Origin of the sequence: Streptomyces novaecaesareae (assembly GCF_000716875.1) — a bacterium.
In the GTDB taxonomy this organism is placed as follows: Bacteria; Actinomycetota; Actinomycetes; order Streptomycetales; family Streptomycetaceae; genus Kitasatospora; species Kitasatospora novaecaesareae.
Genome location: NZ_JNWQ01000001.1, coordinates 92,834 through 116,976 on the forward strand (window position 1 = coordinate 92,834; position 24,143 = coordinate 116,976).

The window sequence follows — 24,143 nt, forward strand, 5'->3', positions numbered from 1 at the left end:
GCGGACGGGCGCCGCTGCCGATGACTCGTCCGATGCCTCCGCCGAGCGCTGCGAGGCCGGAGCATGAGCCCGATCGAGTACAGCGCGGAGATCGCCGAACTGCTCGGGAAGGTGCGGCGGCGCCCCACGGCGGGCTGGCCGTGGCGGCCGGGCGAACAGGTGCCGGACGGGCTGCCGGTCAAGCAGTCCTGGGGGTGGCTGTTCGCCCCGGACGGGCGGGTGCTGACCCTGGTCAACCCCAGGGACGGGATCTGCTCGCTGCCCGGCGGCTCGTTGGAGCCGGAGGACGCCGGGGACCCGGCGGCCGCCCTGGCTCGGGAGGCCGCCGAGGAGGCGCAGGCGGTGATCGGCCGGCCGTACTACCTCGGCTACCTCTACGACCGGGTCGGTTCGGCGAACGGCGGGCACGAATGCGCCCGGGTCCGGATGGCGGCCGCGCTGCGGGCGGTCGGTCCGAGCGTGGCCGACCCGGCCTCGGGCCGGCACTACCGGCGGCTGCTGGTCGCGCCGGGGCTCGCCGTCGAGCTGCTCGGTTGGGGCGGGCCCGGGCTGCGCCAGGCACGGGCGGCGGTCGCCACCGCCGTCCGCTGGCTCGGCGTGCCCGCTGCCGCGAACGAGACGATCGAGGAGCTCCCGGTCGAGGGCTGCGTGATCTCCCCGGGCACCGTGTACCGGGGCCCGGGCGGCGGTCACCCGTTCTGAGGGAGGCTCACTCCGAGGCCACCCGCACCTGCGGCCGCCGCGGCCACCTCGCGCTCGCCGAGGTCCGTGCGTGCCCTTTGCGGTCCTCGCGCGCCCGTCGTCGCGCTCTGGCACCCGTCGTCGACGCGCGTTGAAACTGGCCCAAGGGGGGGCCGGAGCTTAACTCCTGGTTGAAGTTGCCCTGAACCTCCGGAAGTTGCCGGTCTACGCGCGCAGTACTACGCGCGTCAAAACGCACCCGCGCTGACCAGTACGAACTCACCGACTGTCGGCGGCAGTTCACTTCTCCGTTATCGGACGGTCCGTCAATATCTTTGGCATGAGCGCTTCCGGGTTCACCTACCGCCTGGTATTTCTTCTGTGACCCCCCGCCAGCCCCACCTGGAGGTGTGATGATCCGCCCTGCCCGTGCCCTGTCCATTGCCGCGATTGCGGCAGGTCTGACCATGACGACGCTCTTCGCCGCCTCGTCCGCCAGCGCCGCCGGTGTCAACTACGTAGCCCTCGGGGACTCGTACTCCTCCGGTGTCGGCGCCGGCAGCTACCTGAACGACGGCAGCAACTGCAAACGCAGCACCAACGCGTACCCGTACCTCTGGAAGAACGCGCACTCGCCGTCCTCCTTCAAGTTCGTCGCCTGTACGGGCGCCCGAACTGGTGACATCCTCAACAGCCAGATCTCCGCCCTGGACTCCAGCACCACGCTGGTCAGCATCTCGGTCGGCGGCAACGACGCGGGCTTCGCCAGCACCATGCAGACCTGTGTCCTGAGCTCCGACGACGACTGCATCAACGCCGTCAACACCGCCAAGAACTACGCGCTCAACACCCTGCCCGGCCAGCTGGACAACGTGTACTCGGCCATCAAGGCCAAGGCCCCCAACGCCCACGTCGTGGTGATGGGCTACCCGCGCATCTACAAGATCGGCGGCGACTGCATCTTCGGCATCGGCGACACCAAGCGCACCGCCATCAACGGTGCCGCCGACACCCTGGACGGCGTCCTCGCCAAGCGCGCCGCCAACGCCGGCTTCGCCTTCGGCGACGTCCGCAGCATCTTCACCGGCCACGAGATCTGCGGCAACCTCACCACCTGGCTCAACAGCACCACCCTGCCGGTCGACGAGAGCTACCACCCGAAGGCCGTCGGCCAGTCCGGTGGCTACCTCCCGGTCTTCTCGCAGTCGTAACGCCCGTCCGGCGGCCCGTCGGCATCCGACACCGCCGCACCGCCGCACCGCCGCACCGCGAGTGCCGCCGCCCCCTCCAGAGGCGCGAGGAGGGGGCGGCGGCACCGGTGTTTCAGCTTCCGTTCGCGGCAGGCTCGGCTGTGGAGGGCTTGGTCGAACCCGGCTTGGCCGGTCCGGGCTTGGCCGGGCCTGGCCCGGTCGGCGGGAAGGGGATGCCCGCCAGGACCGGCAGCAGCTCCGCCTCCTCGTAGTCGAGGTGCGCCTCCAGCTCGGCCGACATCCGGTCCAGCTCGGCCCGGAGCCGCTCCGGTTCGGTGACCGCGATTCCGGCCAGCTGCTCCACCAGCTGCTCCTTGATCAGCCCGATGGCCCGGTGCTGCTCGTCGAGCCGCGCCAGCACGTCGGCCAGCGCCGGGTGGTTGCGCGCAAGGGCGGGGAAGATCGCCGCGTCCTCGCCGATGTGATGGTGCATCAGCCCGTCGCAGAACGCCAGGCAGTGCTGCCGCAGCTGCAGCCCGAGCCCGGCCGGTCGGCCGGGAACGTGGGTGTGCGCCTCCTCCCGTACGTGGCGCAGCTGGGCGCGCAGCCAGGTGTGCGCCTCCAGCAGCTTGTCGGCGAGGGTGCGCACCACGGGCGCCGGGCCGCCGGCCGGGGGCTCGGGCCGTTCCAGGACGACGACCGGCAACTCGCGTTCGGTCTGCGCCTGGTAGTCGCCGTACCCCGGCGCCGCCCGGACGACGGCGGCGAACAGCCGCTCCCGGCGGGCGCCTTCGGCGGGGACGGCGATCACGTCGAAGGCCTCGGTGCCGAGTTCGACCCGGACCACCGGGTGGGCCAACAGGTTGCGGTACCACTGCGGGTGCTCCGGCGCCCCGGCGGCCGAGGCGACGACCAGGATCAGCCCCTCCGCCCGGACGTACCCGAGCGGCACGGTGTGCGGCCGCCCGGACCGGGCCCCGGTGGTGGTCAGCAACAGCAGGTCGCCGCCCTCGAACGGGCCGCCGACCCGCCCGCCGTTGGCGCGGAACTCCTCGATGACATTCAGGTTGAAAGACATGGGCATGCGTGTGTGGTGAGTCTCCGGAAGATGTGGGGAGTCGCGGCCACACGCGGTGACGGTCAGGGGTGGCGCATCACGCGCACGGACACCCACGGACACCGCGGTGACCGCCTGGCGTCAGATCAGGGCAGCGGAGAGAGTGCTCATCGCGTTGTCCCTTCGGAAGGTGCTCGCTCGGCTGCCGGCCGGCCCACTACTCTGTGGCCGACGCCGCGCTGCACGCCCCCATTACAGCCACGCCGCGGGCGCGCTGTCAACGAGCAAGATCACTCACGACTCGCTCACTCGCCACTTACCCACCACCGGAGACAGGAGCGGGGAACGGCCGTGGAACGCGCGGTCGACCTGGACGAGGCCGCCGAGCGGATCGCCGCCCGCACCAGCTGACCGGCTCGGCTCCCGGCGCTGCGGCGACGGGCCGCCGCTCCCCCCGGAGGCGGCGGCGCATCGGGTCCGTGACGGCCGGTGTCGTGGCGCGGTGGGTCAGCGCAGGTAGTCGGCCAGGCCGGCCGGCTTGAGCCCGGCGGCGTCGGCGGCGGCCAGGGCGCGCTGGAGGTCGGTGGCCAGGGTGTCGGTCCAGTGCATCAGGACGACGTCGCCGGGCTGCAGCAGGCCCGGGTGCCAGATGGTGGAGGCGCCCCAGCTGAAGTCCGCGTCGGCGGTGAGCACGGTGCGGATGCCGCAGTTGGCGGCGGCCTGCAGGGTGTCGGCGTTCCAGGCGAAGAACGGCGGACGGAAGACCACCGGCGCGGTGCCGAAGATGCGGGTCAGGGAGTCGCGGGCGTCGCAGATCTCGACCTGCTGCTGGTCCGCCGGGAGCTTGCTGAGGTCGGAGTGGGAGACGCTGTGGTCCTGGATCGAGGAGCCGGGCACGGCGGTGACCCGCCGGAAGAACGCCGGGTCGGTGCCGGCCGGCATCGGCAGCGGGAAGGCGGTGATCGGCAGCCGGTGGTCGGCGATGAACTGCTCCGCCTCGGGGGTGCGCTGCCACCCGTCGTCCACGGTGAAGAAGGCGACCTTGTCGGTGGTCGGGACGGCGCCCGCCGCCACGGCCGGGGCGGGTGTGGGGCCGTCCACTCGGACGTCGTTCACCGAGAACGGGCCCTGCTGGTACCAGCCGTGCACGTACAGCCGGATGCTGCGCGCGTTCGGGCCGGTGGTGAAGCGGGTGGTCAGCCGCTGCCAGCCGCCTTGGGTGCTCTCCGTCCAGGCGGGTGCGACGTCCCTGCCGGTGCCGGTGGCGCCGAGGTGGACGAAGCTGCCGCGCACCCAGGCGGAGGCGGTGTAGGTGGTGCCGGGCTGGACGGAGACGGTCTGCGCGCATTCGCCGGTGGAGTCGGCGTCGGCCGGGGTGACGGTCAGTGCGGAGGCGCCGGAGTGCGGGGCGGCGGTGGTGACGGCGGCCTCGGCCGGCCCGCCGGTGCAGCTCCAGCCGGGGATGCTGCCCCAGTCCGCGAGGTTCGGCGCGGGCACCTCGAAGCCGGGGTTGGTCGCCAGGTTGACGGTCGCAGCGGTCGCAGCGGTCGGGCCGGCCGGAGGCGCCGCGCCGGTCGCCCCGGACGGCGTGCCCGCAGGGGTGTCGGCGGAGGCCGTGGGTACGGCGAGGGCGGTGAGCAGCGCGACGGAGGCGGCCAGTGCGGACAGGCGCGTGGACATCGACACGTGAGGACTCCAGCGTGTGGGGGAGGCGCCCGTGGGGAGGGCGGGAACGGAATCCGGGCCGTGGAGCCGGGGCGCTCCCGGAGGGGCGGGAGCGGAAGGGGGAGCGGAAGGCGGGAGCGGAAGGGGGTGATGGCGCGCCGCACGCGGACCGAAGAGCAACAATGGACTGGACCAATACGCCCGTCAAGGGAACGGAAGGTGAACCGGATCGCCATCGCCCAAGCGCGGCAAGGGACAAGACGGATCGTCAAAACCCGTACCGGACAAACCGATCGGGAAGCCCCGGCGGAGGTCAGCTGAGGTAGAGCTCCTCGATGTCCTCCGCGTAGTACTCCACGGCCGCCGCCCGTCGCAGCTTGAGCGAGGGTGTCAGCAGGCCCTGCTCCTGGCTGAACTCCCGTGGCAGCAGCCGGAACGCGCGGATGGACTCGGCCCGGGACACCGCCGTGTTCGCCGCCGCCACCGCGCGCTGGATCTCGACGTGCAGCTCCTCGTCGGCGAGCACCGCCCACGGGTCCAGCTGCTCCCGCCTGCGGGTCTTCAACCAGTGCGCCAGCGCCGCCGGGTCGAGCGTGATCAGGGCGGCGACGTACGGGCGGTCGTCGCCCACCACCAGGCACTGGGAGACCAGCGGATGCGCCTCGACCCGCTCCTCCAGCGCCGCCGGGGCGAGATTCTTGCCGCTGCTGGTGACGATCAGGTCCTTCTTGCGGCCGGTGATGGTCAGGTAGCCGTCCTCGTCCAGCCGCCCCAGGTCGCCCGTGGCGAACCAGCCGTCGACCAGTGACTCGGCGGTGCACCGCGGGTGGTTGAGGTAGCCGTCGAAGACCGAGCCGCCGCGCACCCACACCTCGCCGTCGTCGGCGATCGCCACCGAGGCGCCCGGCACCGGCTGCCCGACCGTGCCGAGCTTCTGCCGTCCGGCCGGGTTGGCGGTGATCGCGGCGGTGGTCTCGGTCAGCCCGTAGCCCTCGTACAGCTGCAGGCCGGCGCCGCTGAAGAACAGGCCCAACTCGCGGCGCAGCGTGGAACCGCCGCACATCACGCTGCGCACCCGGCCGCCGAACACCGCGCGCAGCCTCGGGTAGACGGTCCGTTCGTACGCCAGGTGGCGCAGCCGCAGTGCGGCGCCGGGCCCGGGGCCGCGCCCGAAGGCCTTCTGCTCCCGGGCGGCGGCCCAGTCCACGGCCACCTGCCGGGCCTGCTCGAAGAGTTCGCCGCGCCCGGCGTCCTCGGCGGCCCGCCGGGCCTGCCGGAAGATCTTCTCGAAGACGTACGGGACGGCGTGCAGGAAGGTCGGCCGGAAGCTCTCCAGCGCGGGCAGCAGCGCGTCGGTGGAGACGTCGGGGACGTGGCCGATCCGGAAGCCGCCGCGGATCGCCGCGATCTGCACGGCCCGCCCGTACACGTGGGCGAGCGGCAGGAACAGCAGGGTGCTGGGCCGGCCGCCGCCGGTGTCCCGCAGGGCCTCGCCCCAGCCGGCGAGCAGGGCGTCGGCTTCGGCGGCCAGGTTGGCGTGGGTGATCAGGCAGCCCTTGGGGCGGCCGGTGGTGCCGGAGGTGTAGACGACGGTGGCGATGTTCTGGGCGGCGACGCCGAGGCGCTGGCGGTGCACCAGGGAGTCGGGCACGCCCCGGCCGTCCTCGGTGATCGCGGCGACGCAGTCGCGGTCCAGTTGCCAGATGCCGGCGAGGTCGGGTAGCGCGTCGCAGACCGCGCCGACCGTCATCGCGGCGTCCTCGTCCTCGACCAGGCAGGCCACCGCCTGGGTCTCGGCGAGGATCCAGCGCACCTGCTCGGGGGCGGCCGTCGGGTAGACCGGGACGGTGATCGCGCCGATCGACCAGAGCGCGTAGTCGAAGAGAGTCCACTCGTAGCGGGTGCGGGACATCAGGGCGACCCGGTCGCCGTAGCGCACGCCGTGGGTGAGCAGGCCCTTGGCCAGGGCGAGCACCTCATTCCGGAACTCCAGGGCGGTGACGTCCTGCCACCGTCCGTCGTCCGTGCGCCGGGACACCTGGACCAGGCCGGGGGTGCGGTCGGCGGTGTCGTAGAGGGAGTCGGCGAGTCCACCGGCGGCCTCGGGCACGACCGCGGCGGGAGTGGTGAACTCGCGCACGGTCCTCCCCAGTTCGGTGCCGGTTGTCCGGGTGGAGCGAAACTATCGGATCGCTCCGCAACTGCCCAGGGTTGTGACGGTGACGCGACGAGATCGGCACAGGTCCGCGCGGATGGTGCCGCGGCCGGCTTCTGACGTGTGCAGGGCAGGTGGGGAAGTGGATTGGTTCGCCCCTCGAACGAGTGGTCAGGGCGTAGTAGAGTCGCGCAGACCTGTGGCCGGGAGCCCCCTCCGAACCCTCCTCACCGTCCCCCAGCGCGTCCCACCGCTCCCACGGCTCCCGCCGCCGCGCCCACCCTCCCCGTCCGCGCCTGGCACTTCCCGACCGAGGACTCCATGCGTCTGCGCAGCAGCTCGATCCGCGCGAAGATCATCGCGCTGCTCCTGGTGCCCATCGTGGCGCTCACCGCCCTGTGGGTGTACGCGACGATCGCCACCACCGGGGACGCATGGAACCAGCTGGGGATCAGCCGTACGTACAAGGAGTTCGCCGGCCCGGTCGACCAGTACTCCATCGACCTGCAGAACGAGCGCCGCGCCGCCGTCCAGCGGCTGGCCGACCCGCGCTCGCCCGTCGCCCGGGACGTCTACGAGCACGCCAAGACCCTCACGGACCGCAGCCTCGCCGTGCTGCGGCAGAGGAAGGACGACTCCGGCAGCAAGCTCTCCGCCGCGCAGCGCGGCCGCTTCGTGCAGATCCTCGCCGCCGCCGACCAGATCGGCCCGCTGCGCGCCCAGGTCGGCCGCGCCGCGCTGAACTGGGAGTTCGCGCTGGACCAGTACAGCGACCTGGTCAAGCCGGTGTTCGGCTTCCGCTCCGCCTACGTCGCCCGGCAGAGCGGCCAACTCCCGCGCCAGGGCACCATCCTGATCGAGCTGGTGCGCGCCCGCGAGTACCTGTCGCAGGAGGACGCCGCGATGGAGGGCCTGCGCACCGGCGTCGCCAAGCCCACCGCCGAGCAGTTCCAGATCGCCCTGGACGCCCTGCACAACCAGCAGGCGCTGTTCACCGTCTACATCGCCGAACTGGAGCCAGCCGACCAGTACGACTACATCGCCCTGCGCGGCGGTGAGGCCTGGGGTGCGCTGGCCCGCGCCGAGGCGGACTTCGTCGGCGCCGGCGGTCCCGAGCGGGTCGTCCAGGCCCTCAACAGCGACTCCTGGCGGGAGACCGCCGACCGGGCGCTCGGCGACCTCTCGTCGATCAACAGCCGGATCTCCGCCGGGCTCGACGAGAGCGCCCGGTCCGCCGCGATCGCGATGCTCTGGCGCGGCGGCATCGCCGGGGCGGTCGGCCTGGTCGCGGTCGTGCTCTCGGTGATGATCTCGTTCCGGATCGGCCGGGGACTGGTCCGCGAGCTGATCGGCCTGCGCAACGCGGCCGACGAGCTGGCCGGCACCCGGCTGCCCTCCGTCATGCTGCGGCTGCGCCGCGGCGAACCGGTGGACGTGGCCACCGAGGCGCCCGGACTGCACTTCGGGGACGCCGAGATCGGCCAGGTCGGCCAGGCCTTCAACGCGGTGCAGCGGGCCGCCGTCGAGGCCGCCGTCGAGCAGGCCGAACTGCGCCGCGGCGTCTCGGCCGTCTTCGTCAACCTGGCCCGGCGCAGCCAGGTGCTGCTGCACCGGCAGCTCACCCTGCTCGACACCATGGAACGCCGCACCGAGGACCCGGCGGAGCTGGAGGACCTCTTCAAGGTCGACCACCTCACCACCCGCATGCGCCGTCACGCCGAGGGCCTGATCATCCTGGCCGGCGGCTCGCCCGGGCGCGCCTGGCGCAAGCCGGTCCGGATGGTGGACGTGGTCCGGGCGGCGGTCGGCGAGGTCGAGGACTACGCCCGGGTGACCGTCCGGCCGTTCCCCGGCACCGGCCTGCTCGGCAGCGCCGTCGCGGACGTCACCCACCTGATCGCCGAACTGGTCGAGAACGCCGCGGTGTTCTCCCCGCCGAGCACCCAGGTCACCGTCCAGGGCGAGGTGGTGGCGCACGGCTTCGCGCTGGAGATCGACGACCGGGGGCTCGGGCTGAGCGAGCAGCTGCTCGCCGAGATCAACGAACGCCTCGCCGTGGAGCAGGAGTTCGACCTCGCCGACACCGACCGGCTGGGCCTGTTCGTGGTCAGCCGGCTGGCCCGGCGGCACGGCGTCCGGGTGCACCTGCGGCCCTCCCCGTACGGCGGGACGACGGCGGTGGTGCTGATTCCCCGCGAGCTGCTCGCGGAGGCGCCGGACGGGCTGCCGGAGCCGTCCGCGGCCGGTCGGCGGGCGGCGGCCGGTGGCCGGCGCGGGCAGCGGGACCTGGTCGCGGTGCCGGGGTCTGGGACGGGGGGTGCCTCAGGGACGCCGGCCAGGGTTGCGTCCGGGGCCTCCGCCGGGGCCGCTGCCGGGGCCTCCGGCGGGACGTCCCTCGGGGCGTCGGCCGCTTCGGAGTCCGACGGCACTGGTGGTCGGCACCGGGACCGGGGGACGGGTGGGCCCCGGCCCTCCGCGCCGGAACCGGATCGTACGGCGGGCGGTCTGCCGCGCCGGGCCTCGCGGACCAAGGGCGGGCCGGTCCTGGTCCCCGCGCCCGGGACGGACGCCGAGGACGCGCCGGGGACGGGGCGGCACCGGCGGGAGGACGTGGTGGTGGCTGCCGCCGCCGAGGCCGTCGCGGCGGCCGAAGCCGCGGCCGGTTCCGCGGCCGGTTCCACGGCCGGCTCCGGGGCCAGCGCCGGGACCGCTTCCGGGGCCGTCGGAGCTGCCGAGGCTCCGCCGACGGACGCCGCGCCCGTGGACGCCGCAGCCCGGACGGCGGGCGGCCTGCCACGGCGGGTCCGGCAAGCGAACCTGGCACCGCAGCTGAAGGAGCAGCTCACCGAGCAGCTGAAGGAACGACTCCGTGGCGGGAGTGGGCCGGACGGACGGGTCGGGGAGGACACCGCCGGGGGAGCGCGCGCAGCTCGCGACGCCGCCCGGCAGACCCGGGAGGTCCGGGAGCGCTCGCCCGAGGAGGCCCGGGCCACCTTCGCCTCGTTCCAGCGCGGCTTCACCAGGGGGCGCGGTGCCACCGCCCCGGCCGACCGGCCCGTCCAGGGCGGCGGCCGGCCCACCGCCGTACCCGCCTGGCAGCCGCCGGACCAGTCCCGTCGGGCGATCAGCCCGGCACCCTCCCCGGCGGCGCTGCCCGCGCCCTCGGACACCGGGCGGGCGCCGCTCGCCCGCCGGCTGCCGCCCGGACAACCGGTCCGCCGGAACCCTGACCCCGGATCACCCGTATCACCTGTCGTACCGGCACCATCTGCACGACCGGCACCGCCCGCTCGACCCGCACCACCCGCTCAACCCGCACCTTCAGCGGAAGGAACTGATTCATGACCACTTCGACGCAGCCGTCCGGGGACCTCAACTGGCTCCTGGACGACCTGGTGGGGCGCGTCGCAGCCCTGCGGCACGCGGTGATCCTGTCCAGCGACGGCCTGGCCACCGGCGCCTCCCGCGACCTCGACCGCGAGGACGCCGAGCACCTGGCCGCCGTCGCGGCCGGGTTCCACAGCCTGGCCAAGGGGGCCGGCGGGCACTTCAAGGTCGGCGGCGTCCGGCAGACCATGGTCGAGCTGGACGAGGCGTTCCTGTTCATCACGGCCGCCGGTGACGGCAGCTGCCTCGCCGTGCTGAGCGACGCCGAGGCCGACATCGGCCAGATCGCCTACGAGATGGCCCTGCTGGTCAAGCGGGTCGGCGAGCACCTGGCCGCCGAGCCGCGAACCGAAACCGCCCCGCCGGGGAGATGAGCGGGCCGATGGCGGATCCGAAGGCGGACGTGCCGGACGGCCCGGAGGTGCCGGTGGGCACGGACGGGCCGTCCGGCGCGGGGTCGTCACCGGACAGGGACACATCGGCAGGCCCGGGCGCTGCCCACGATGTGGACGCTTCGGCGGACGCGGAGCGGGAGGCCCCGGACGGGACCGGACCCGAGGTCGACCTGTTCCGGCCGCGCACCCCGGTCGACGACCGCTGGTTCGACGACGAGGCCGGCCCGGTGGTGCGGCTCTTCTCGATGACCCGCGGCCGCACCCGGCCGGTCGAGGAAGGGCTGTTCGACCTGATCTCGCTGGTCACCGCCGCCGAGCCCGGGGCGGCCGCGGGGGCCGTGCCCGCGCACGTCCTCGACCCGGAGCACCAGACGCTGCTGGCCCTGTGCCGCCGCGAACCGCTCTCCGTCGCCGAGCTCGGCTCCTACACCGACCTGCCGGTCAGCGTGGTGCGGGTGCTGCTCGGCGACCTCTACGACGCCGAGCTGATCAGCGTCACCCGACCCGTTCCGCTCGCCGAGCTGCCGGACGAGCGCCTGCTGCGAGACGTGATCAATGGACTCCGTGCGCTCTGACCACCACCCCCGCCCGGACGGTGCCGGCTCCCGCCCGGACGGTGCCGGCTCCCGCCCGGCGAACGCCAACGACCCACGCTGGCGCGGTGGTCCGGCCGTCGCGGTGAAGATCCTGGTCGCGGGAGGGTTCGGCGCGGGCAAGACCACCCTGGTCGGCTCGGTCAGCGAGATCCGGCCGCTGCGCACCGAGGAGGAGCTCAGCGAGCTGGGCCGCCCGGTGGACGACACCTCGGGCGTGGAGGCGAAGCGCACCACCACCGTGGCGATGGACTTCGGCCGGATCGACCTGCGGCCCGGCCTCGCGCTGTACCTGTTCGGGACGCCCGGGCAGGACCGGTTCTGGTTTGTCTGGGACGAGTTGGCCCGCGGCGCGCTCGGCGCCCTGGTGCTCGCCGACACCCGGCGGCTGGCCGACTGCTTCCCGTCGGTCGACTTCTTCGAGCAGCGCGGCATCCCGTTCGTGGTCGCGGTGAACTGCTTCGAGGGCACCGACCGGTTCTCGCCGGACGAGGTCCGCGACGCGCTCGACCTCGACCCGGACATCCCGGTGCTGCTCTGCGACGCGCGGCTGCGGGAGGACGGGAAGGACCTGCTCGTCGCGTTGGTCGAGCATGCCGCGGCCCGCCGCCAACACGCCCTCGCCCGGGCCTGATTGCACCCGGCGAGTGGCCCCTGATCCGGCCTGATCAGGGGCCGGGCGGCACCGGTACGGGCCTGCGTTCCGTCCATCGTTCCGCTCGCCGTTCCAGCCGTCGTCTCATTCTGTCGTCCGCATTCCGGACGGTCGGCGCACGGAAGGTTGCCTAGACAGGCCCGGCCGTGGAAGGCTCTGTGGACGAGGGCCACCCGACCGTGTCGTCGGGAGCGGAGGTTTCACGCAGAAGGCTCGCGCGGATGTCTCGCGCGGATGTTCTCGCGCAGAACGAGGGGGAGGGCAGCAGGATGACCGTCGGCCAGCGACGCATCACCACCGCCGTGTCCGGATCCCTCATGCCCGGTCGCGTCACCCCGGGTCCTGCCGCCGCGGTGCTCACCGTCCGCCGCTACATCGACCACGCGCTGATCTGTAGCGCGTGTTGTCGCTGACCGGCCTGCCCCGTCCCGGTACGTCCCCGGCGCTCCCGGCCCACCCGGCCGCCGCCTGACGCACCGCCACCCGTCGACCAGGCCGTAGCGGACACCGCCGTCCGGCGTGCCCGCGGCCGACCAACCGGACCCGCCCAGCGGAGAGAGCACCAGTGAACATCGTCTGCCCCAGACCTGCCCCCGGCGCCGCCGGCCGTACCCGAACGACCGGGCCGGCCCCAGCGATGTGCGCGGGTGGCGGACGGACCGGACGGTGGAACGGGCCCGCGAGCCGTGCCGTGGACAGCCGACGGGGTCGCCCCGACCTCGAACCGTTCTGGCCGTCCCGACAGCCGCACCTGTTCGATCAGACGTGTCCGGGCTCGCCCAGCGCGTCCCGGCTCTCCGCCCGCTGACCCGGTTCGGTCCGGTCCAGCCACGGCAGTACGCCCGGTCGACGCGCAGACGACTCCACCCCGTCCGTCACGCGCGAAATGAGCGGCACACCATGTCTTCTTCTTCCACGGCCACCCTGCCCCTGCCCACCGCGACGCCGCACCTGCGCGCGGTCCGCTCGGTTCCCTCCGGCCCCTCCGTCTCGCCCCTGCCCACCGGTCCCGCCACCGTCCCGGGTACGCCCGGCCCGGTCGGGACCGCGGGACCGTCCGTCCCGCCGGCGTCGGGGGCCGAGCGATGGCCCGGGGCGCCGGTCCGCCCGTCCCACGCCGGACCGGCCCGTCCGCCGGCCGCTCCGACGGGCCTCGCGTCGCAACCGGGTTCGGCCGCTCCGCAGGCGCCGCAGGCGCTGCTCGCCGCGCTGCCGGAGGGGGCGACCGTCGTCGCCGCCCTGCCGCAGGGCGTGCTCCCGCAGGGGCTGCTCGCCCAGTACGGCACGCAGTTCGCCGGCGCGACCGGCAGCCCGATGGTCGGGTACCTGGTGCTGGTGCCCGCCGAGACCGCGGCGGCGGTCGGCCCGGGCCTGCCCGGCGCGCCCGTCGTGTCCGCCGCTTCGGCGGCGCCCGGGGCGGGTGTCCGCCCGGTGCGTCCGACCGGGCGCGGCATCAGCGTCGACACCGAGCGGCGCAACGCCTACGTCGACGGGCGGCTGCTCGACCTCACCTACCTGGAGTTCGAACTGTTGGCCCACCTCACCGAGCACCCGCAGCGGGTGCACACCCGGGACCACCTGGTTTCCGCGGTCTGGGGCTACGGCCACGTCGGGGACGGTCGGACGGTCGACGTGCACGTCGCCCGACTGCGCCGCAAGCTCGGACCGGCCTACCGCGACACGATCGTGACGGTCCGTCGGGTCGGCTACAAGTACACCCCGGCGGCCGTCTGACGGCGTCGGCCGATCGCTTGAGCGTGGGTGGCGGACCGCCCGGACCTTCGAGTCGGACGGGCGGTCCGCCGCTTCACGTTTCCCGACCGCACCAGTCTTGACCGCCCGTCAGCAAACAGCTGACAGATGACAGATTTCGAAATCTGTCATCTGTCATCTGTCAGCTGTTATCTGTCAGCTGTCACCCGCCGCCCGGAGCGGGGCTCCAGGGCCGCTCAGCGGCTCAGCCGGTCGATCTCCGCCAGCTCCTCCGCCGTCAGCGGTCCACCGGCCAGCGCGTCGAGGTTCTGGTCCAGCTGGGCCACGCTGCTCGCGCCGATGATCACCGAGACCACGCGCGGATCCCGCAGCACCCAGCTCAGCGCCAGCTGCGCCAGCGTCTGCCCGCGCCCCTCGGCGATCTTGTTCAGCGCCCGCAGCTGCTCCAGCTTCGGCCCGGTCAGCGCCTCCTCCTTGAGGAACTTCCCGACCGACATCCGCGAGCCCGCCGGCACGTCGCCCGCGAGGTAGCGGTCCGTCAGCAGGCCCTGAGCCAGCGGCGAGTAGGCGATGAGGCTGGTCTGGGTGTCGCCCACCGCGTCCAGCACGCCGCGCTCCTCCACGGACCGGTTGAGGATCGAGTACGCCGACTGGTTCATCAGCACCGGCGTCCCCAGCTCCCGCAGGATCGCCACCGCCTCCCGGTGCTGCTCCGCCGGGTAGTTGGAGATGGCGGCGTACAGTGCCCGGCCCGAGCGCACCGCGCTGTCCAGCGCCCCCATCGTCTCCTCGATCGGGGTGTCCGGGTCGTAGCGGTGCGAGTAGAAGACGTCGACGTAGTCCAGCCCCATCCGGTCCAGCGACTGGTCGAGGCTGGCCAGCAGGTACTTGCGGCTGCCGCCGTTGCCGTACGGGCCGGGCCACATGTCCCAGCCGGCCTTGGTCGCGATGAACAGCTCGTCCCGGTACGGCCGGAAGTCCTGGGCGAACAGGTAGCCGAAGTTGCGCTCGGCGCTGCCGTACGGCGGGCCGTAGTTGTTCGCCAGGTCGAAGTGCGTGACGCCCCGGTCGAAGGCCCGGCGCAGCACCGCCCGCTGCACTTCCAGCGGTTGGGCGTCACCGAAGTTGTGCCAGAGGCCGAGCGAGACGGCGGGCAGCTGGACGCCACTGCGGCCGGCCTTCCGGTAGGTCATGGAGGCATAGCGGTCATCCGCGGCGAGGTAGCTCATGCCGGACATCTTGTCAGTCGGCCCCGGCCGATCAAGCCCCTGCCCCGTATCTGACGTGCGACCAGCGCCCGGTCCACCGACCTCGCCGCCCGCCCGCGCAACGCGCCGTGCACCCCCTGCGCGCCGTGCACCCCTGACGTGGCGTCACGCCGACGACCGTCCGTGACGTGACGCGCGCCACCGATCGCGCCGGAATGCCGCTCGGTGGCGCGGGGGATGACGAACGGTCGAGGGGCCGTGGCCGCCGGGGGGCGGCGCACGGCCCTCAATCGTCGGGCCGGAATGCGGAACGCCACTAGCCTTCTGTACCTACTGGTATGTACAGTGATCCACATGAGCACCCAGGACCGCCTCATCGAGAGCACCCAGGCCCTCCTCTGGGAGCGCGGCTACGTCGGCACCAGCCCGAAGGCCATCCAGCAGCGCTCCGGGGTCGGCCAGGGCAGCATGTACCACCACTTCACCGGCAAGCCCGACCTCGCCGCCGCCGCCCTGCGCCGCAGCGCCGAGGAGATGCGGGGCATCGCCGAGGCCGACCTCGCCGCCCCCGGCACCGCGTACGACCGCATCGCCGCGTACCTGCACCGCGACCGCGACGTCCTGCGCGGCTGCCGGATCGGACGGATGGCCCAGGACCCGGACGTGGTCGCCGACCCGCAGCTGCGCGCCCCCGTCGAGGAGACCTTCGACTGGCTGCGCGGCCGGATCGCCGATCTGGTCGCCGAGGGCCAGTCCGAGGGCGAGTTCGCTCCCGGCCTCGACCCGGCCGACACCGCCGCCGCCGTGGTCGCCGTCGTCCAGGGCGGCTACGTCCTGGCCCGTGCCGCGGACAGTGCCGAACCGTTCGACCGGGCCGTCCGCGGAGCCCTCGGGCTGCTCGCCGCGCACCGAGCCGCCTGACCGGCGCCGCATCGCCCCCACCCGACCCGAGGAGCCCGTCGTGCACGCCATGCAGTACGAGATCACCCTCCCCGCCGACTACGACATGGGCATCATCCGCAAACGCGTCGCCGACAAGGGCCACCTGCTGGACGCCCACCCCGGCCTCGGCCTCAAGGCGTACCTGATCCGCGAGCGCGGCCGGCAGGGATCGCCGGTCAACCAGTACGCGCCGTTCTACCTCTGGCGCACCACGGAGGGCATGAACGGCTTCCTCTGGGGCCCGGGCTTCCGCGGTCTGAGCGCCGACTTCGGCCGCCCCACCGTCCGCCACTGGCTCGGCGCGGGCCTGGCGGGCGGCGCGGGCCCGGCGGGTGGTGTGGGCCCGGCGGGTGGTGTGGGCCCGGCCGGCGGCGCGGGCGGGACGGATGCCGCGGCCCCGACCACCGCCACCCGCGAGACCGTACGGCTGCCGGAGGCCGCCGACCCGGCCGAGGCCGTCGAGCGGGCGCTGGCCGAGCTCCCCACGCACCCGGCCCTGCACACCGCAGCCGTCGCGGTGGACCCGAGCCGTTGGGAACTGCTCCGCTTCGCCCTCTGGCACGGCCCGGCCCCCGAGGACGTCCCCGGCGCCCGGTACCAGGTGCTGCACCTCTCCCGCCCCGAACTCGACCGGCTGCCGTCCGGCCGCCACTGGTGAAAGGTTCCTCCGCCCCGATGACTGCGACTCCGACGACTCCGACCCCGATGACTCCGACCCCGCCGACCGCCGCCCCGCCGACCCCCGCCCAGCTGGTGCCCGCCGACCTGGCCCCGGCCACGCTCGACCGCGAAGCCGGCTACGCCCTGCTCGCCGACCTCGCCGGACCGGTCGCCGTCACCACCCTCGGCGGCCTGGACGCTCTCGCCCCCGGCTTCCCCGACTGGATCGTCACCAGCCTCTTCGGCGGCACCTACCAGCGCGCCGGCCTCGCCCTGCGGGACCGGCAGATCGCCAACCTGGCCGCCCTCACCGCCCTCGGCGGCGTGGAGCCGCAGCTCGCCGACCACGTCCGCAACAGCTTGCGGATCGGCATGACGAGGGAGGAGATCACCGAGGTCCTCGTCCACCTCGCCCCCTACGTCGGCGTCCCCAAGACCCTGGCCGGCCTGCGCGTCGCGGCCACGACCTTCGCCGAAGCGTCCGAAGCCCCTGAGGCCCCCGAAACCCCCGAGGCCCCCGAGGCCCCCGAGGAGCAGGCGTGACCCGCACCGTCCGGACCGTCCGCACCGTCCTCGGCGACCTCGACCCCGCCGACCTCGGGGTCACCGACTCCCACGACCACCTCTTCATCCGCAGCCCGCTGCTCCCCAGCCAGGAACTGGACGACCCGGCCGCCGCCGAGGACGTCCTGCGCGCCTACGCCGCCGCCGGCGGCCGATCGTTCGTCCAGTGGACCCCGTACGGCATGGGCCGTGGCGCGGCCTCCCTCGCCGCGCTCTCCCGCACGACCGGCGTCCACATCGTCGCCGCCACCGGCGCGCACCAGGCGGTGCACTACCCGCCGGGCACCGACCCCGCCCCCGACGACCTCGCCGAACGCTTCGTCGCCGAACTCACCACCGGCCTGCCGGGCGCATCCGGGGGAACCCGTGCCGGGCTGATCAAGGTCGCCGACGACCCGGGCCGCAGCACCGCGCACACCCACCGGACGATGGCCGCGGCCGCCGCGGCGCACCACGCCACGGGCGCCCCGATCGCCGTCCACCTCGAACCCGACGGCGATCCGCACGAAGTCCTCCACCGGCTCGGCAGCCGCGACGGAGTCCGGCAGGACCGGATCATCCTCGGGCACCTCACCCGCTTCCCCGACCGTGCCACGTGCCGCAGCCTCGCCGCCGAGGGCGTCCACCTCGCCCTGGACAGCCCCTCCCGGGCCGGCCACCCCACCGACCTCCAGGCCTTCGACGTGATCGCCGACCTGGTCGAGGCGGGCCACGCCACCCAGCTGCTGCTGGGCGCCGACACCACCACCCGGACCGCCCGGCAGGCCGGCGGCCCGACCCGACTGCTCACCGACCTCGCCCCGCGCCTGGCCCGCACCTTCGGCCCCGAGCTGCCCGAGCTGCTCCTCACCACCAACCCCGCCGCCGCCTTCGCCGCCGACTGGCGCATGCCCTGACCACACCGCTCCCGAGCCCGCCGTCCCACTCCCGAGCCCCCCGAGCCCGCCGACCCGCCCCCGTGACCGCCCCGCTCCTGTGGCCGACGCCTCCCACCCGGGTTTGAATCCGAGTAGCCCTCCCGCCGGATGAGGGGCGCCCCCAGAGAGGCGGACCCGATGATGCCCGCAGCCCCGACCGCCCCGTGGCTCGCGCCCGCCCGGCTCGCCGTCGCGGTGCTCGTCGCCGTCGCCCTCTGCTTCTCCGGCTACCACGCGGCGGCCGGCGCCGCCGGGGTGCTGAACTTCTTCAGCTACTTCACCGACCTCGCCGCCATCGCCGCGATCGCCGTCCTGGGCTACGGCGGCTGGGCGGGCCTGACTAGCCGCAGCCCGGTGCCGGACGCGGTGCGCGGGGCCGTGGTGCTCTACCTGGCGATCACCGGGCTCGTCTACGGGACGGCGCTGGCGGCGTACCCGGAGCAGCTGGCGATCCCGTGGGTGGACGAGGTGCTGAACCGGGCGCTGCCGCTCCTCGCGCTCGCCGACTGGCTGATCGACCCGCCCGCCCGGCGCATCCGCCCGCTCACGGTGCTCGGCTGGCTGGCCCTCCCGCTGCTCTACCTGGCGTACGCGCTGCTGCGCGGCCGGGCCGCCGACTGGTACCCGTACCCGTTCCTCGACCCGAGCCTGCACGGCGGCTACCGCCGGGTGGCCGGCGCCTGCGTCCTGACGGCGGCGGCCTTCCTGCTGGTCGGATCCGCCGTGGCCGCGGCGGGCAACGCCCTCGCCGCCCGGCGCGACGCCCGGTCCGGCGCGGTCCCCAGGGGCCGCCACGCCCGCGCCGGAACGAGCTGACAGCCCCGGAACGAGCTGACAGCCCCGGAACCGAGCCGACGGCTCCGGACCCGAGCTGACGGCCCCGGACCCGCCCCCTCGGCGCGCGCTGCCTGCGCGAGCTCACGGCGGGGCTGCGGCTCTGGGAGCGGGTGCCCGAACCCTCAGCTTTCTCCCAGCTACCGCTAGGGTTGATCCTCGCGCCCCGGTGGGGGGAACCGGGGTGACCTCCTCGGATGTCCCAGCGGTGGGGGCTGGAGTTCGAGGCGTGGGAGCAAGCAGGACATGGGTCTGACGAGCCACAAGGTGTTGGCGCTGACCGTATTGATCGCCGTCGTGATGATGGTCGGCACGGTCTGGCTGTGGCCCAGACTCGCCGGGAAGAGCTGGCAGTCGGTGCTCGGCCGGATCGGTGCGCTGCTCGCCACCCAGCTGGCGGTGCTCGCCGCGCTCGGCCTGGTGGCGAACAACTACTTCGCCTTCTACAGCAGTTGGGACGACCTGCTGGGCGTCGGGGACACCGGCCCGGTGGTGATCCACAACAAGGCGGACGCCTCCGGCCGCCTGCTGGTGGAGACGATCGGCCACGCCTCGGTCAAGGGCGGCGGCGCGATGGGCCGCGAGCCCGGCCAGTCCGGCGAGATCCGCAAGGTCCGGATCGACGGCGCGGTCAGCCGGCTGTCCACCGAGGGTTACGTCTACCTGCCGCCGCAGTACTTCCAGCCGGAGTACGCGCAGAAGCAGTTCCCGGCCGTGATCGTCAGCACCGGCTTCCCAGGAATCGCCGAGAACCTGATCACCCGCTTCAACTACCCGGGTGCGGCGCTCAAGCTGCTGCAGGAGGGCCGGATGCAGCCGACCGTCATGGTCCTGGTGCGTCCCTCGCCCGCCCTGCCGCAGGACACCGAGTGCGAGGACATCCCGAACGGCCCGCAGTCGGACACGTACTTCACCAAGGACGTGCCCTCGGCGATCCAGGCCAGCTTCCGGGTCTCCTCCGACCCGCAGGCCTGGGCCTTCATGGGCAACTCGACGGGCGGCTACTGCGCGCTCAAGCTGGCCATGCGCCACCCGGACGTCTTCCCGACCGCCGTGGCTCTCTCCGCCTACTACGACGCCGCCGACGACCCGACCACCGGCGACCTCTTCGGCGGCAGCAAGCAGCGCCGGGACGAGGCCAACCTGATGTGGCGGCTGAAGAACCTGCCGCAGCCGAAGGTGTCCGTGCTGCTGGCCGGGACCAAGAAGGGCGACGGCAGCTACCGCCAGGAGACCGAGGCCTTCGTCGACGCGGTGCAGAGCCCGATGAAGGTCTCGTACAGCATGCTGGAGAACGGCGGCCACAACTTCGAGACCTGGAGCGCGCTGCTGCCGTCCTCGCTGGAGTGGCTCTCCCAGCACCTCAAGGTGCCGAACCAGACCGTCTGAGCGCGCCCGGGCCCGCCCGAGAGCCCCGTTCGGCGGCTCAGGCCACCTGCTCCAGCGTCCCGGTGTGCAGCTCGCCGACCCGGCCGCCCTCGCCCTCGAAGGTCCAGAAGGCCCGCACCGTCAGCTTGCCGAGGTCCATCACATGGCTGACGGTGATCCCGCTCTGCTCCGTCCAGCTGACGAAGTAGACCTTCGGCGCGACCTCGGCGACGTGCAGCCGCACGTCCTCCCACTGGCCCGCGGACTCGCCGAGGCCCTCCCAGCGCAGGCGAGTGCCGTCGGCCGAGTAGGTGTTGCGGAAGGCCGCGCCGTTGTCGGCCCGGAAGAGGTAGGTGCGGCCGGCGAAGGCGGGCAGGGACGCGGTCATGGTGGGGCGGCTCCTCGTGTCCGGGTTGGGGGCTCTTGTGCACTGCGGAAGATCTCAGGCCTCCAATTTATCCGACCGGGTGCACTCGGTCTGATCTTTGCCACGGTCCGGTCCGGCCCAGTACCCGGCCGGGACCGGCCGCCGAGACCGGCCGCCGGGACCGGGCTGCTGAGCGGTCTCAACCACCTGGAGCTCGCCTGGGCGCCGGAGGCGGAGGGCCGGATCGCCGCCTGGTTCGACTGGGCCACGCCCGCGTGAACTGATCAACTCCGCCACCACGCAGTGTCGTTGATCGACACTACTGTGAGCTGTGTGACAACCGACCGGGCAGGGTTGTCCGTTCACGTACGGCCTGCCTAGCCTGCAACGGTCGTCCGCCTCTGGCGGACCCCGCCGCCGGGACGCCGAGTCCTGTCCACCCGACGGCGGGTCACCGAGCACCAGAGTGGACAGGAGTGGGGGAACCAAGGTCGGCGCCCGGTCCGTGCGTTCCTCGTACGGGCCGTGGCTAGGGGTGAAGCCGCTCCACAGGTGGCCGGGCAACTGCAGCCCGAACCCGACAGCTCACCTCGCAGGCGTCGCAGAGGTCACCTCATGTCCCAGCCTGCTGCCCGGCGCCGCGCACCGCGCCACGCCCGCCCCGCCCACCGCGGCCGCAACGCCGCCCTCGCCGCCACCGGGGCGCTCGCCATCAGCGGCGCCGGTCTGCTCGGACTGCCGTCCGTCACCGGCGCCCAGGCGGCCACCGCGCCGACCGTCACCCAGGACCGCCTCGCGCCCGCCGCCATGGTCGTGGGCAAGGCCACCACCGCCTCGCTCGCCCTGCACTCCTCGGCGTGCTTCACCGCGGAGACCGTCGGCGTGGGCGTGCGCGACGCGCGCGGCACCAACCTGGACTTCCCCGGCAACGCCTCCAACGTGCAGATCTGCCCGAGCAGGGTGAACTTCACCAGCGGTGCGCGCACCCTGCCCGCCGGGACGTACAGCCAGTTCGGCTTCTGGCAGGACCTCGGCGGCGCCTGGCACAACCTGCCCGCGCAGCAGCTGGTGGTCTCCGCCGCCGGTACGACCACGCCGACCCCGTCCCCGACCCCCACGCCGACCGCCACCCCCAGCACGGCCACCCCCACCGCGACGGCCACCCCGACCACCCCGGCGCCGTCCTCCCCGGTCGCCGGCAAGTCGCTGACCTGGTCCGACGAGTTCAACAGCCCGATCAGCTGGGGTCAGCGCTGGGTCGGCGACAAGAGCACCTCGTACAAGTACGGCAACCACAACCCGGACGACAACAAGCTGGACTGGCTGAACAAGAACAACGTCAGCGTCGCCAACGGGGTCGCCACCTTCACCGCCACGTCCGGCGGCCCGACCCTGGAGAACGGCAAGCAGTCCTGGAACACCGGCTTCCTGACCACCGAGGGCTCCAGCGAGGGCTTCCAGGTCAAGACCGGCGACTACGCCGAGACCCGGGTCAAGCTGCCCGCCGGCAGCGGTGCCTGGCCGGCCCTGTGGACCTGGAAGAACGGCAACGGGGAGATCGACTCCTTCGAGTACCACCCCGACAACCCGAACCTGCTGGAGCTGACCAACCACGTCAACCCCGGCAACCCGAAGTACTACACCGACGCGAGCGCCATCGCGAAGGACCAGTGGGTGACCATCGGCACCTACTACGGCGCCACCTCGGTGGACTGGTACGTCAACGGCGTCAAGGTCTTCTCGGACGGCAAGGGCGTCGGCGCCAACTGGTCGGCGTACCTGATCCTCAACCTCTCGGTGTGCGCCGGGCAGTACCACCCCGCACCCCAGGGGACCGCCCCGATCACCATGGCCGCCGACTACGTCCGCATCTACCGGTAACCACGACACGCCCCACCCGGTCACCGGTCACCGGCAGCCGCTCACCGGCGGCCGGTGACCGGTGGGGCGATCCGGTTCATCAGCCTCCGGCCGTCTCGACGACCCTGAAGTCGAACGATGTCCGGTGGCCCTTGCCGCCCGGGTCGTCCGCGCTGCGCACCTCGACCGAGCCCTCCACGATCCCGAGCGGCAGGTCGGGGGAGAACTCCACCGGGACGAGCGCCGTCGCGCTGCGCCCCTCCTTCAGCCCGGGGCCGAAGACGCAGCGCACCTGCCTGCCGCCTGCCAGGACCTTGCAGTCCGTGGGGAAGAACGGGCCCATCGGGGTCACCCCCTTCGGCAGGGTGACCGTCACCGTGAACGGCGAGGCGGTGGTGTCCGGGCCCGCATTGGCCACGAAGGCGTGGACGGTGGTGATGCCGCCGGGCGGCGCCGGGTCCGGGTCGATCTGGACCACCTCCAGGTGCGAGTGGGAGGGCTTGGCGACCACAACCGGCAGCGTGGACGCCTCGGCCACCGCCGGCAGGGTGGACGCCTGGGGCGCCCCCGGTGCGACGACCTCCACGGCCGGCCGGGGCTCGGGCCGCCGCAGTGCCCAGGACGGCCCGCCGGCCAGCACCGCCACCGCGCAGCCCGCAGCCACCGCCGCGACCATCCCGGCCCCGCAGACCCGCCCGGCCCCGCCGAACCCCCCGTTCCTCGCGCCGCTCTCTGCGCGGCCGTGCACTCCCCGGTGCTCCATGCCGTTCACCCTGCCCTCGCGTTTCGGCGGCCCGCGCCGTTGCGGGCCGCGTCCGCACCAGGGTGGCCGAGCCGCCGTCGCGACCGGGGCGCAACCCGCCCGCCGTCCGCTCGAACGGAGGACGCCGGGCGTGTCCCCGGCACCGCCCGTCGGCAACGCCGGTTGACGAGTCGTCAGGGGGCGAGGACCTGCCCCAGCCGGGCGGCGATCTGGTGCATCACCGGCACCAGCGCGGACGCGCCCGCCTGCTCCTCCAGGGCCCGGATCCGGGCCTCCGGTCCGGAGACCGAGAGCGCGGTGGGCGTCGGCGCGCCCGGGACGGCCAGCGCGATGCAGCGGACGCCGATCTCCTGCTCCTGGTCGTCGACCACGTAGCCGCGCTCGCGGGCCTCGGCGAGCTGGTCCATCAGCTCCTGCGGGTCGGTGACCGTGTACTCGGTGTGCGCGGGGAGCGGGTTGGGGCCGAGGACGGCGCGGGCCTCGTCCTCGGGGAGCTGGGCGAGCAGCGCCTTGCCGACGCCGGTGCAGTGCGGCTGGACCCGCCGCCCGACCTCGGTGAACATCCGCATCGAGCGCCGCGACTGCACCTGCCCGACGTACACCACCTCGCCGCCCTCCAGGACGGCCAGGTTGGCGGTCTCGCCGGTGGCCTCCATGAGTTCGGCCAGGTACGGGCGGGCCCAGCTGCCGAGGAGGCGGCCGGCGGTCTCGCCGAGGCGGATCAGCCGGGGGCCGAGGGTGTAGCGGCGTGCGGTGTCCTGGCGTACATAGCCCTGCTGGACGAGGGTACGAACCAGGCGGTGGATGGTCGGCATCGGGAGGCCGGAACTGCTGGAGAGCTCGCTGAGCGTGGCCACGCCGCCGGAGTCGGCCAGCGCCTCCAGGAGTTGGAAGGCGCGTTCGACGGACTGCACGCCGCCGCTCGCGCGGTCGGCGCCTGTCGTCGATGCTGTGTCGGGGGTCGCGACCACCGGCGTTCCCTTCGCTGTCGGGGAGGAGTAGAGTCCCGGCGACCTCTCAACAAACCGTTGAAATTCTGTATCGCGGAAACTAGTCTCCACCTTACAGAATCGAACTCGCCGACAGGCGGGTAACGATCGAGGAAGTTCCCGAGGAAGTTCCCACCGGAGCTCCCTTCGCCAGGCTCAACCGTCTTAGGAGTGTCCTGC

22 protein-coding genes and 1 riboswitch are annotated in these 24,143 nt (G+C 73.5%); of the genes, 15 read left to right on the plus strand and 7 right to left on the minus strand.

Annotated elements, in window-relative coordinates:
• Positions 1-63 precede the first annotated feature (63 nt).
• The gene (locus OP86_RS00410; RefSeq protein ID WP_063832258.1) at positions 64-702 is read left to right on the plus strand and encodes a hypothetical protein; all 639 of its coding nucleotides are present in this window, start codon (positions 64-66) and stop codon (positions 700-702) included.
• A 446-nt stretch (positions 703-1,148) separates the two neighbouring features.
• On the plus strand, positions 1,149-1,892 hold the full coding sequence (locus OP86_RS00415; protein ID WP_234434723.1) for an SGNH/GDSL hydrolase family protein: 744 nt from the start codon (positions 1,149-1,151) through the stop codon (positions 1,890-1,892).
• 112 nt (positions 1,893-2,004) lie between these two features.
• Here OP86_RS00415 and OP86_RS00420 read toward each other — a convergent pair whose 3' ends face one another.
• The 3 genes from OP86_RS00420 to OP86_RS00430 form a co-directional block, all read right to left on the minus strand.
• The gene (locus OP86_RS00420; protein ID WP_078588316.1) at positions 2,005-2,955 is read right to left on the minus strand and encodes a nitroreductase/quinone reductase family protein; all 951 of its coding nucleotides are present in this window, start codon (positions 2,953-2,955) and stop codon (positions 2,005-2,007) included.
• Between the two features lie 480 nt (positions 2,956-3,435).
• Positions 3,436-4,608, minus strand: a complete 1,173-nt coding sequence (locus tag OP86_RS33200; protein ID WP_051829499.1) for a polysaccharide deacetylase family protein — start codon at positions 4,606-4,608, stop codon at positions 3,436-3,438.
• Between the two features lie 298 nt (positions 4,609-4,906).
• Positions 4,907-6,733, minus strand: coding sequence for an AMP-dependent synthetase/ligase (locus tag OP86_RS00430; RefSeq protein ID WP_030254403.1), 1,827 nt, complete (start codon positions 6,731-6,733; stop codon positions 4,907-4,909).
• Positions 6,734-7,069: 336 nt separating this feature from the next.
• On the opposite strand from OP86_RS00430, the gene OP86_RS38610 reads away from it, so the two are divergent.
• The 6 genes from OP86_RS38610 (at position 7,070) to OP86_RS00460 (ending at position 13,512) form a co-directional block, all read left to right on the plus strand.
• Positions 7,070-10,093 carry a sensor histidine kinase gene (locus OP86_RS38610; RefSeq protein ID WP_051829500.1) on the plus strand — a complete coding sequence of 1,008 codons (3,024 nt, stop codon included), beginning with the start codon at positions 7,070-7,072 and terminating at the stop codon, positions 10,091-10,093.
• Positions 10,090-10,509: a roadblock/LC7 domain-containing protein gene (locus OP86_RS00440; RefSeq protein ID WP_030056392.1), complete on the plus strand. Its 420-nt coding sequence runs from the start codon at positions 10,090-10,092 to the stop codon at positions 10,507-10,509. The genes OP86_RS38610 and OP86_RS00440 overlap by 4 nt, the downstream gene beginning before the upstream one ends.
• 8 nt (positions 10,510-10,517) lie before the next feature.
• A complete protein-coding gene (locus tag OP86_RS38970) occupies positions 10,518-11,105 on the plus strand; it encodes a DUF742 domain-containing protein (RefSeq protein WP_078588315.1) in 588 nt (195 codons plus the stop codon).
• 103 nt (positions 11,106-11,208) lie between these two features.
• A complete protein-coding gene (locus OP86_RS00450) occupies positions 11,209-11,757 on the plus strand; it encodes a GTP-binding protein (protein WP_030056394.1) in 549 nt (182 codons plus the stop codon).
• A gap of 290 nt (positions 11,758-12,047) precedes the next feature.
• Complete coding sequence (locus tag OP86_RS00455; protein ID WP_157849625.1) at positions 12,048-12,191, plus strand: hypothetical protein; 144 nt, start codon at positions 12,048-12,050, stop codon at positions 12,189-12,191.
• 583 nt (positions 12,192-12,774) lie between these two features.
• A complete protein-coding gene (locus OP86_RS00460) occupies positions 12,775-13,512 on the plus strand; it encodes a winged helix-turn-helix domain-containing protein (RefSeq protein ID WP_418952575.1) in 738 nt (245 codons plus the stop codon).
• Between the two features lie 215 nt (positions 13,513-13,727).
• Here the strand turns inward: OP86_RS00460 and OP86_RS00465 are convergent, their stop codons facing one another.
• Positions 13,728-14,720, minus strand: a complete 993-nt coding sequence (locus OP86_RS00465; RefSeq protein WP_030254391.1) for an aldo/keto reductase — start codon at positions 14,718-14,720, stop codon at positions 13,728-13,730.
• A gap of 333 nt (positions 14,721-15,053) precedes the next feature.
• On the opposite strand from OP86_RS00465, the gene OP86_RS00470 reads away from it, so the two are divergent.
• The 6 genes from OP86_RS00470 to OP86_RS00495 all read left to right on the plus strand — a co-directional run bounded on the left by OP86_RS00470 (position 15,054) and on the right by OP86_RS00495 (position 20,005).
• On the plus strand, positions 15,054-15,620 hold the full coding sequence (locus tag OP86_RS00470) for a TetR/AcrR family transcriptional regulator (protein ID WP_030056399.1): 567 nt from the start codon (positions 15,054-15,056) through the stop codon (positions 15,618-15,620).
• Positions 15,621-15,660: 40 nt separating this feature from the next.
• Entirely contained in the window at positions 15,661-16,299 is a 639-nt protein-coding gene (locus OP86_RS00475) for a DUF4865 family protein (protein ID WP_030254388.1), read from the plus strand.
• Between the two features lie 47 nt (positions 16,300-16,346).
• Positions 16,347-16,844, plus strand: a complete 498-nt coding sequence (locus OP86_RS33205; protein WP_078588312.1) for a carboxymuconolactone decarboxylase family protein — start codon at positions 16,347-16,349, stop codon at positions 16,842-16,844.
• Positions 16,841-17,761, plus strand: coding sequence for a phosphotriesterase family protein (locus tag OP86_RS00485; protein ID WP_030056403.1), 921 nt, complete (start codon positions 16,841-16,843; stop codon positions 17,759-17,761). The genes OP86_RS33205 and OP86_RS00485 overlap by 4 nt, the downstream gene beginning before the upstream one ends.
• A 159-nt stretch (positions 17,762-17,920) precedes the next feature.
• Positions 17,921-18,598: a Pr6Pr family membrane protein gene (locus OP86_RS33210; protein WP_051829501.1), complete on the plus strand. Its 678-nt coding sequence runs from the start codon at positions 17,921-17,923 to the stop codon at positions 18,596-18,598.
• 264 nt (positions 18,599-18,862) lie between these two features.
• The gene (locus OP86_RS00495; protein WP_030254378.1) at positions 18,863-20,005 is read left to right on the plus strand and encodes an alpha/beta hydrolase; all 1,143 of its coding nucleotides are present in this window, start codon (positions 18,863-18,865) and stop codon (positions 20,003-20,005) included.
• Between the two features lie 37 nt (positions 20,006-20,042).
• Here the strand turns inward: OP86_RS00495 and OP86_RS00500 are convergent, their stop codons facing one another.
• Positions 20,043-20,372, minus strand: a complete 330-nt coding sequence (locus OP86_RS00500) for a MoaF-related domain-containing protein (RefSeq protein WP_030056408.1) — start codon at positions 20,370-20,372, stop codon at positions 20,043-20,045.
• Positions 20,373-20,800: 428 nt separating this feature from the next.
• A riboswitch (cyclic di-AMP (ydaO/yuaA leader) is annotated at positions 20,801-20,965 on the plus strand.
• Between the two features lies 1 nt (position 20,966).
• Between OP86_RS00500 and OP86_RS34420 the strand changes: the two genes are divergently transcribed.
• On the plus strand, positions 20,967-22,232 hold the full coding sequence (locus tag OP86_RS34420) for a glycoside hydrolase family 16 protein (protein ID WP_078588311.1): 1,266 nt from the start codon (positions 20,967-20,969) through the stop codon (positions 22,230-22,232).
• A 79-nt stretch (positions 22,233-22,311) separates the two neighbouring features.
• On the opposite strand, the gene OP86_RS00510 is transcribed toward OP86_RS34420, so the two are convergent.
• Together OP86_RS00510 and OP86_RS00515 are read right to left on the minus strand one after the other, a co-directional pair.
• A complete protein-coding gene (locus OP86_RS00510) occupies positions 22,312-22,974 on the minus strand; it encodes a hypothetical protein (protein ID WP_157849626.1) in 663 nt (220 codons plus the stop codon).
• Between the two features lie 173 nt (positions 22,975-23,147).
• On the minus strand, positions 23,148-23,945 hold the full coding sequence (locus OP86_RS00515) for an IclR family transcriptional regulator (protein ID WP_030056411.1): 798 nt from the start codon (positions 23,943-23,945) through the stop codon (positions 23,148-23,150).
• Positions 23,946-24,143 lie beyond the last annotated feature (198 nt).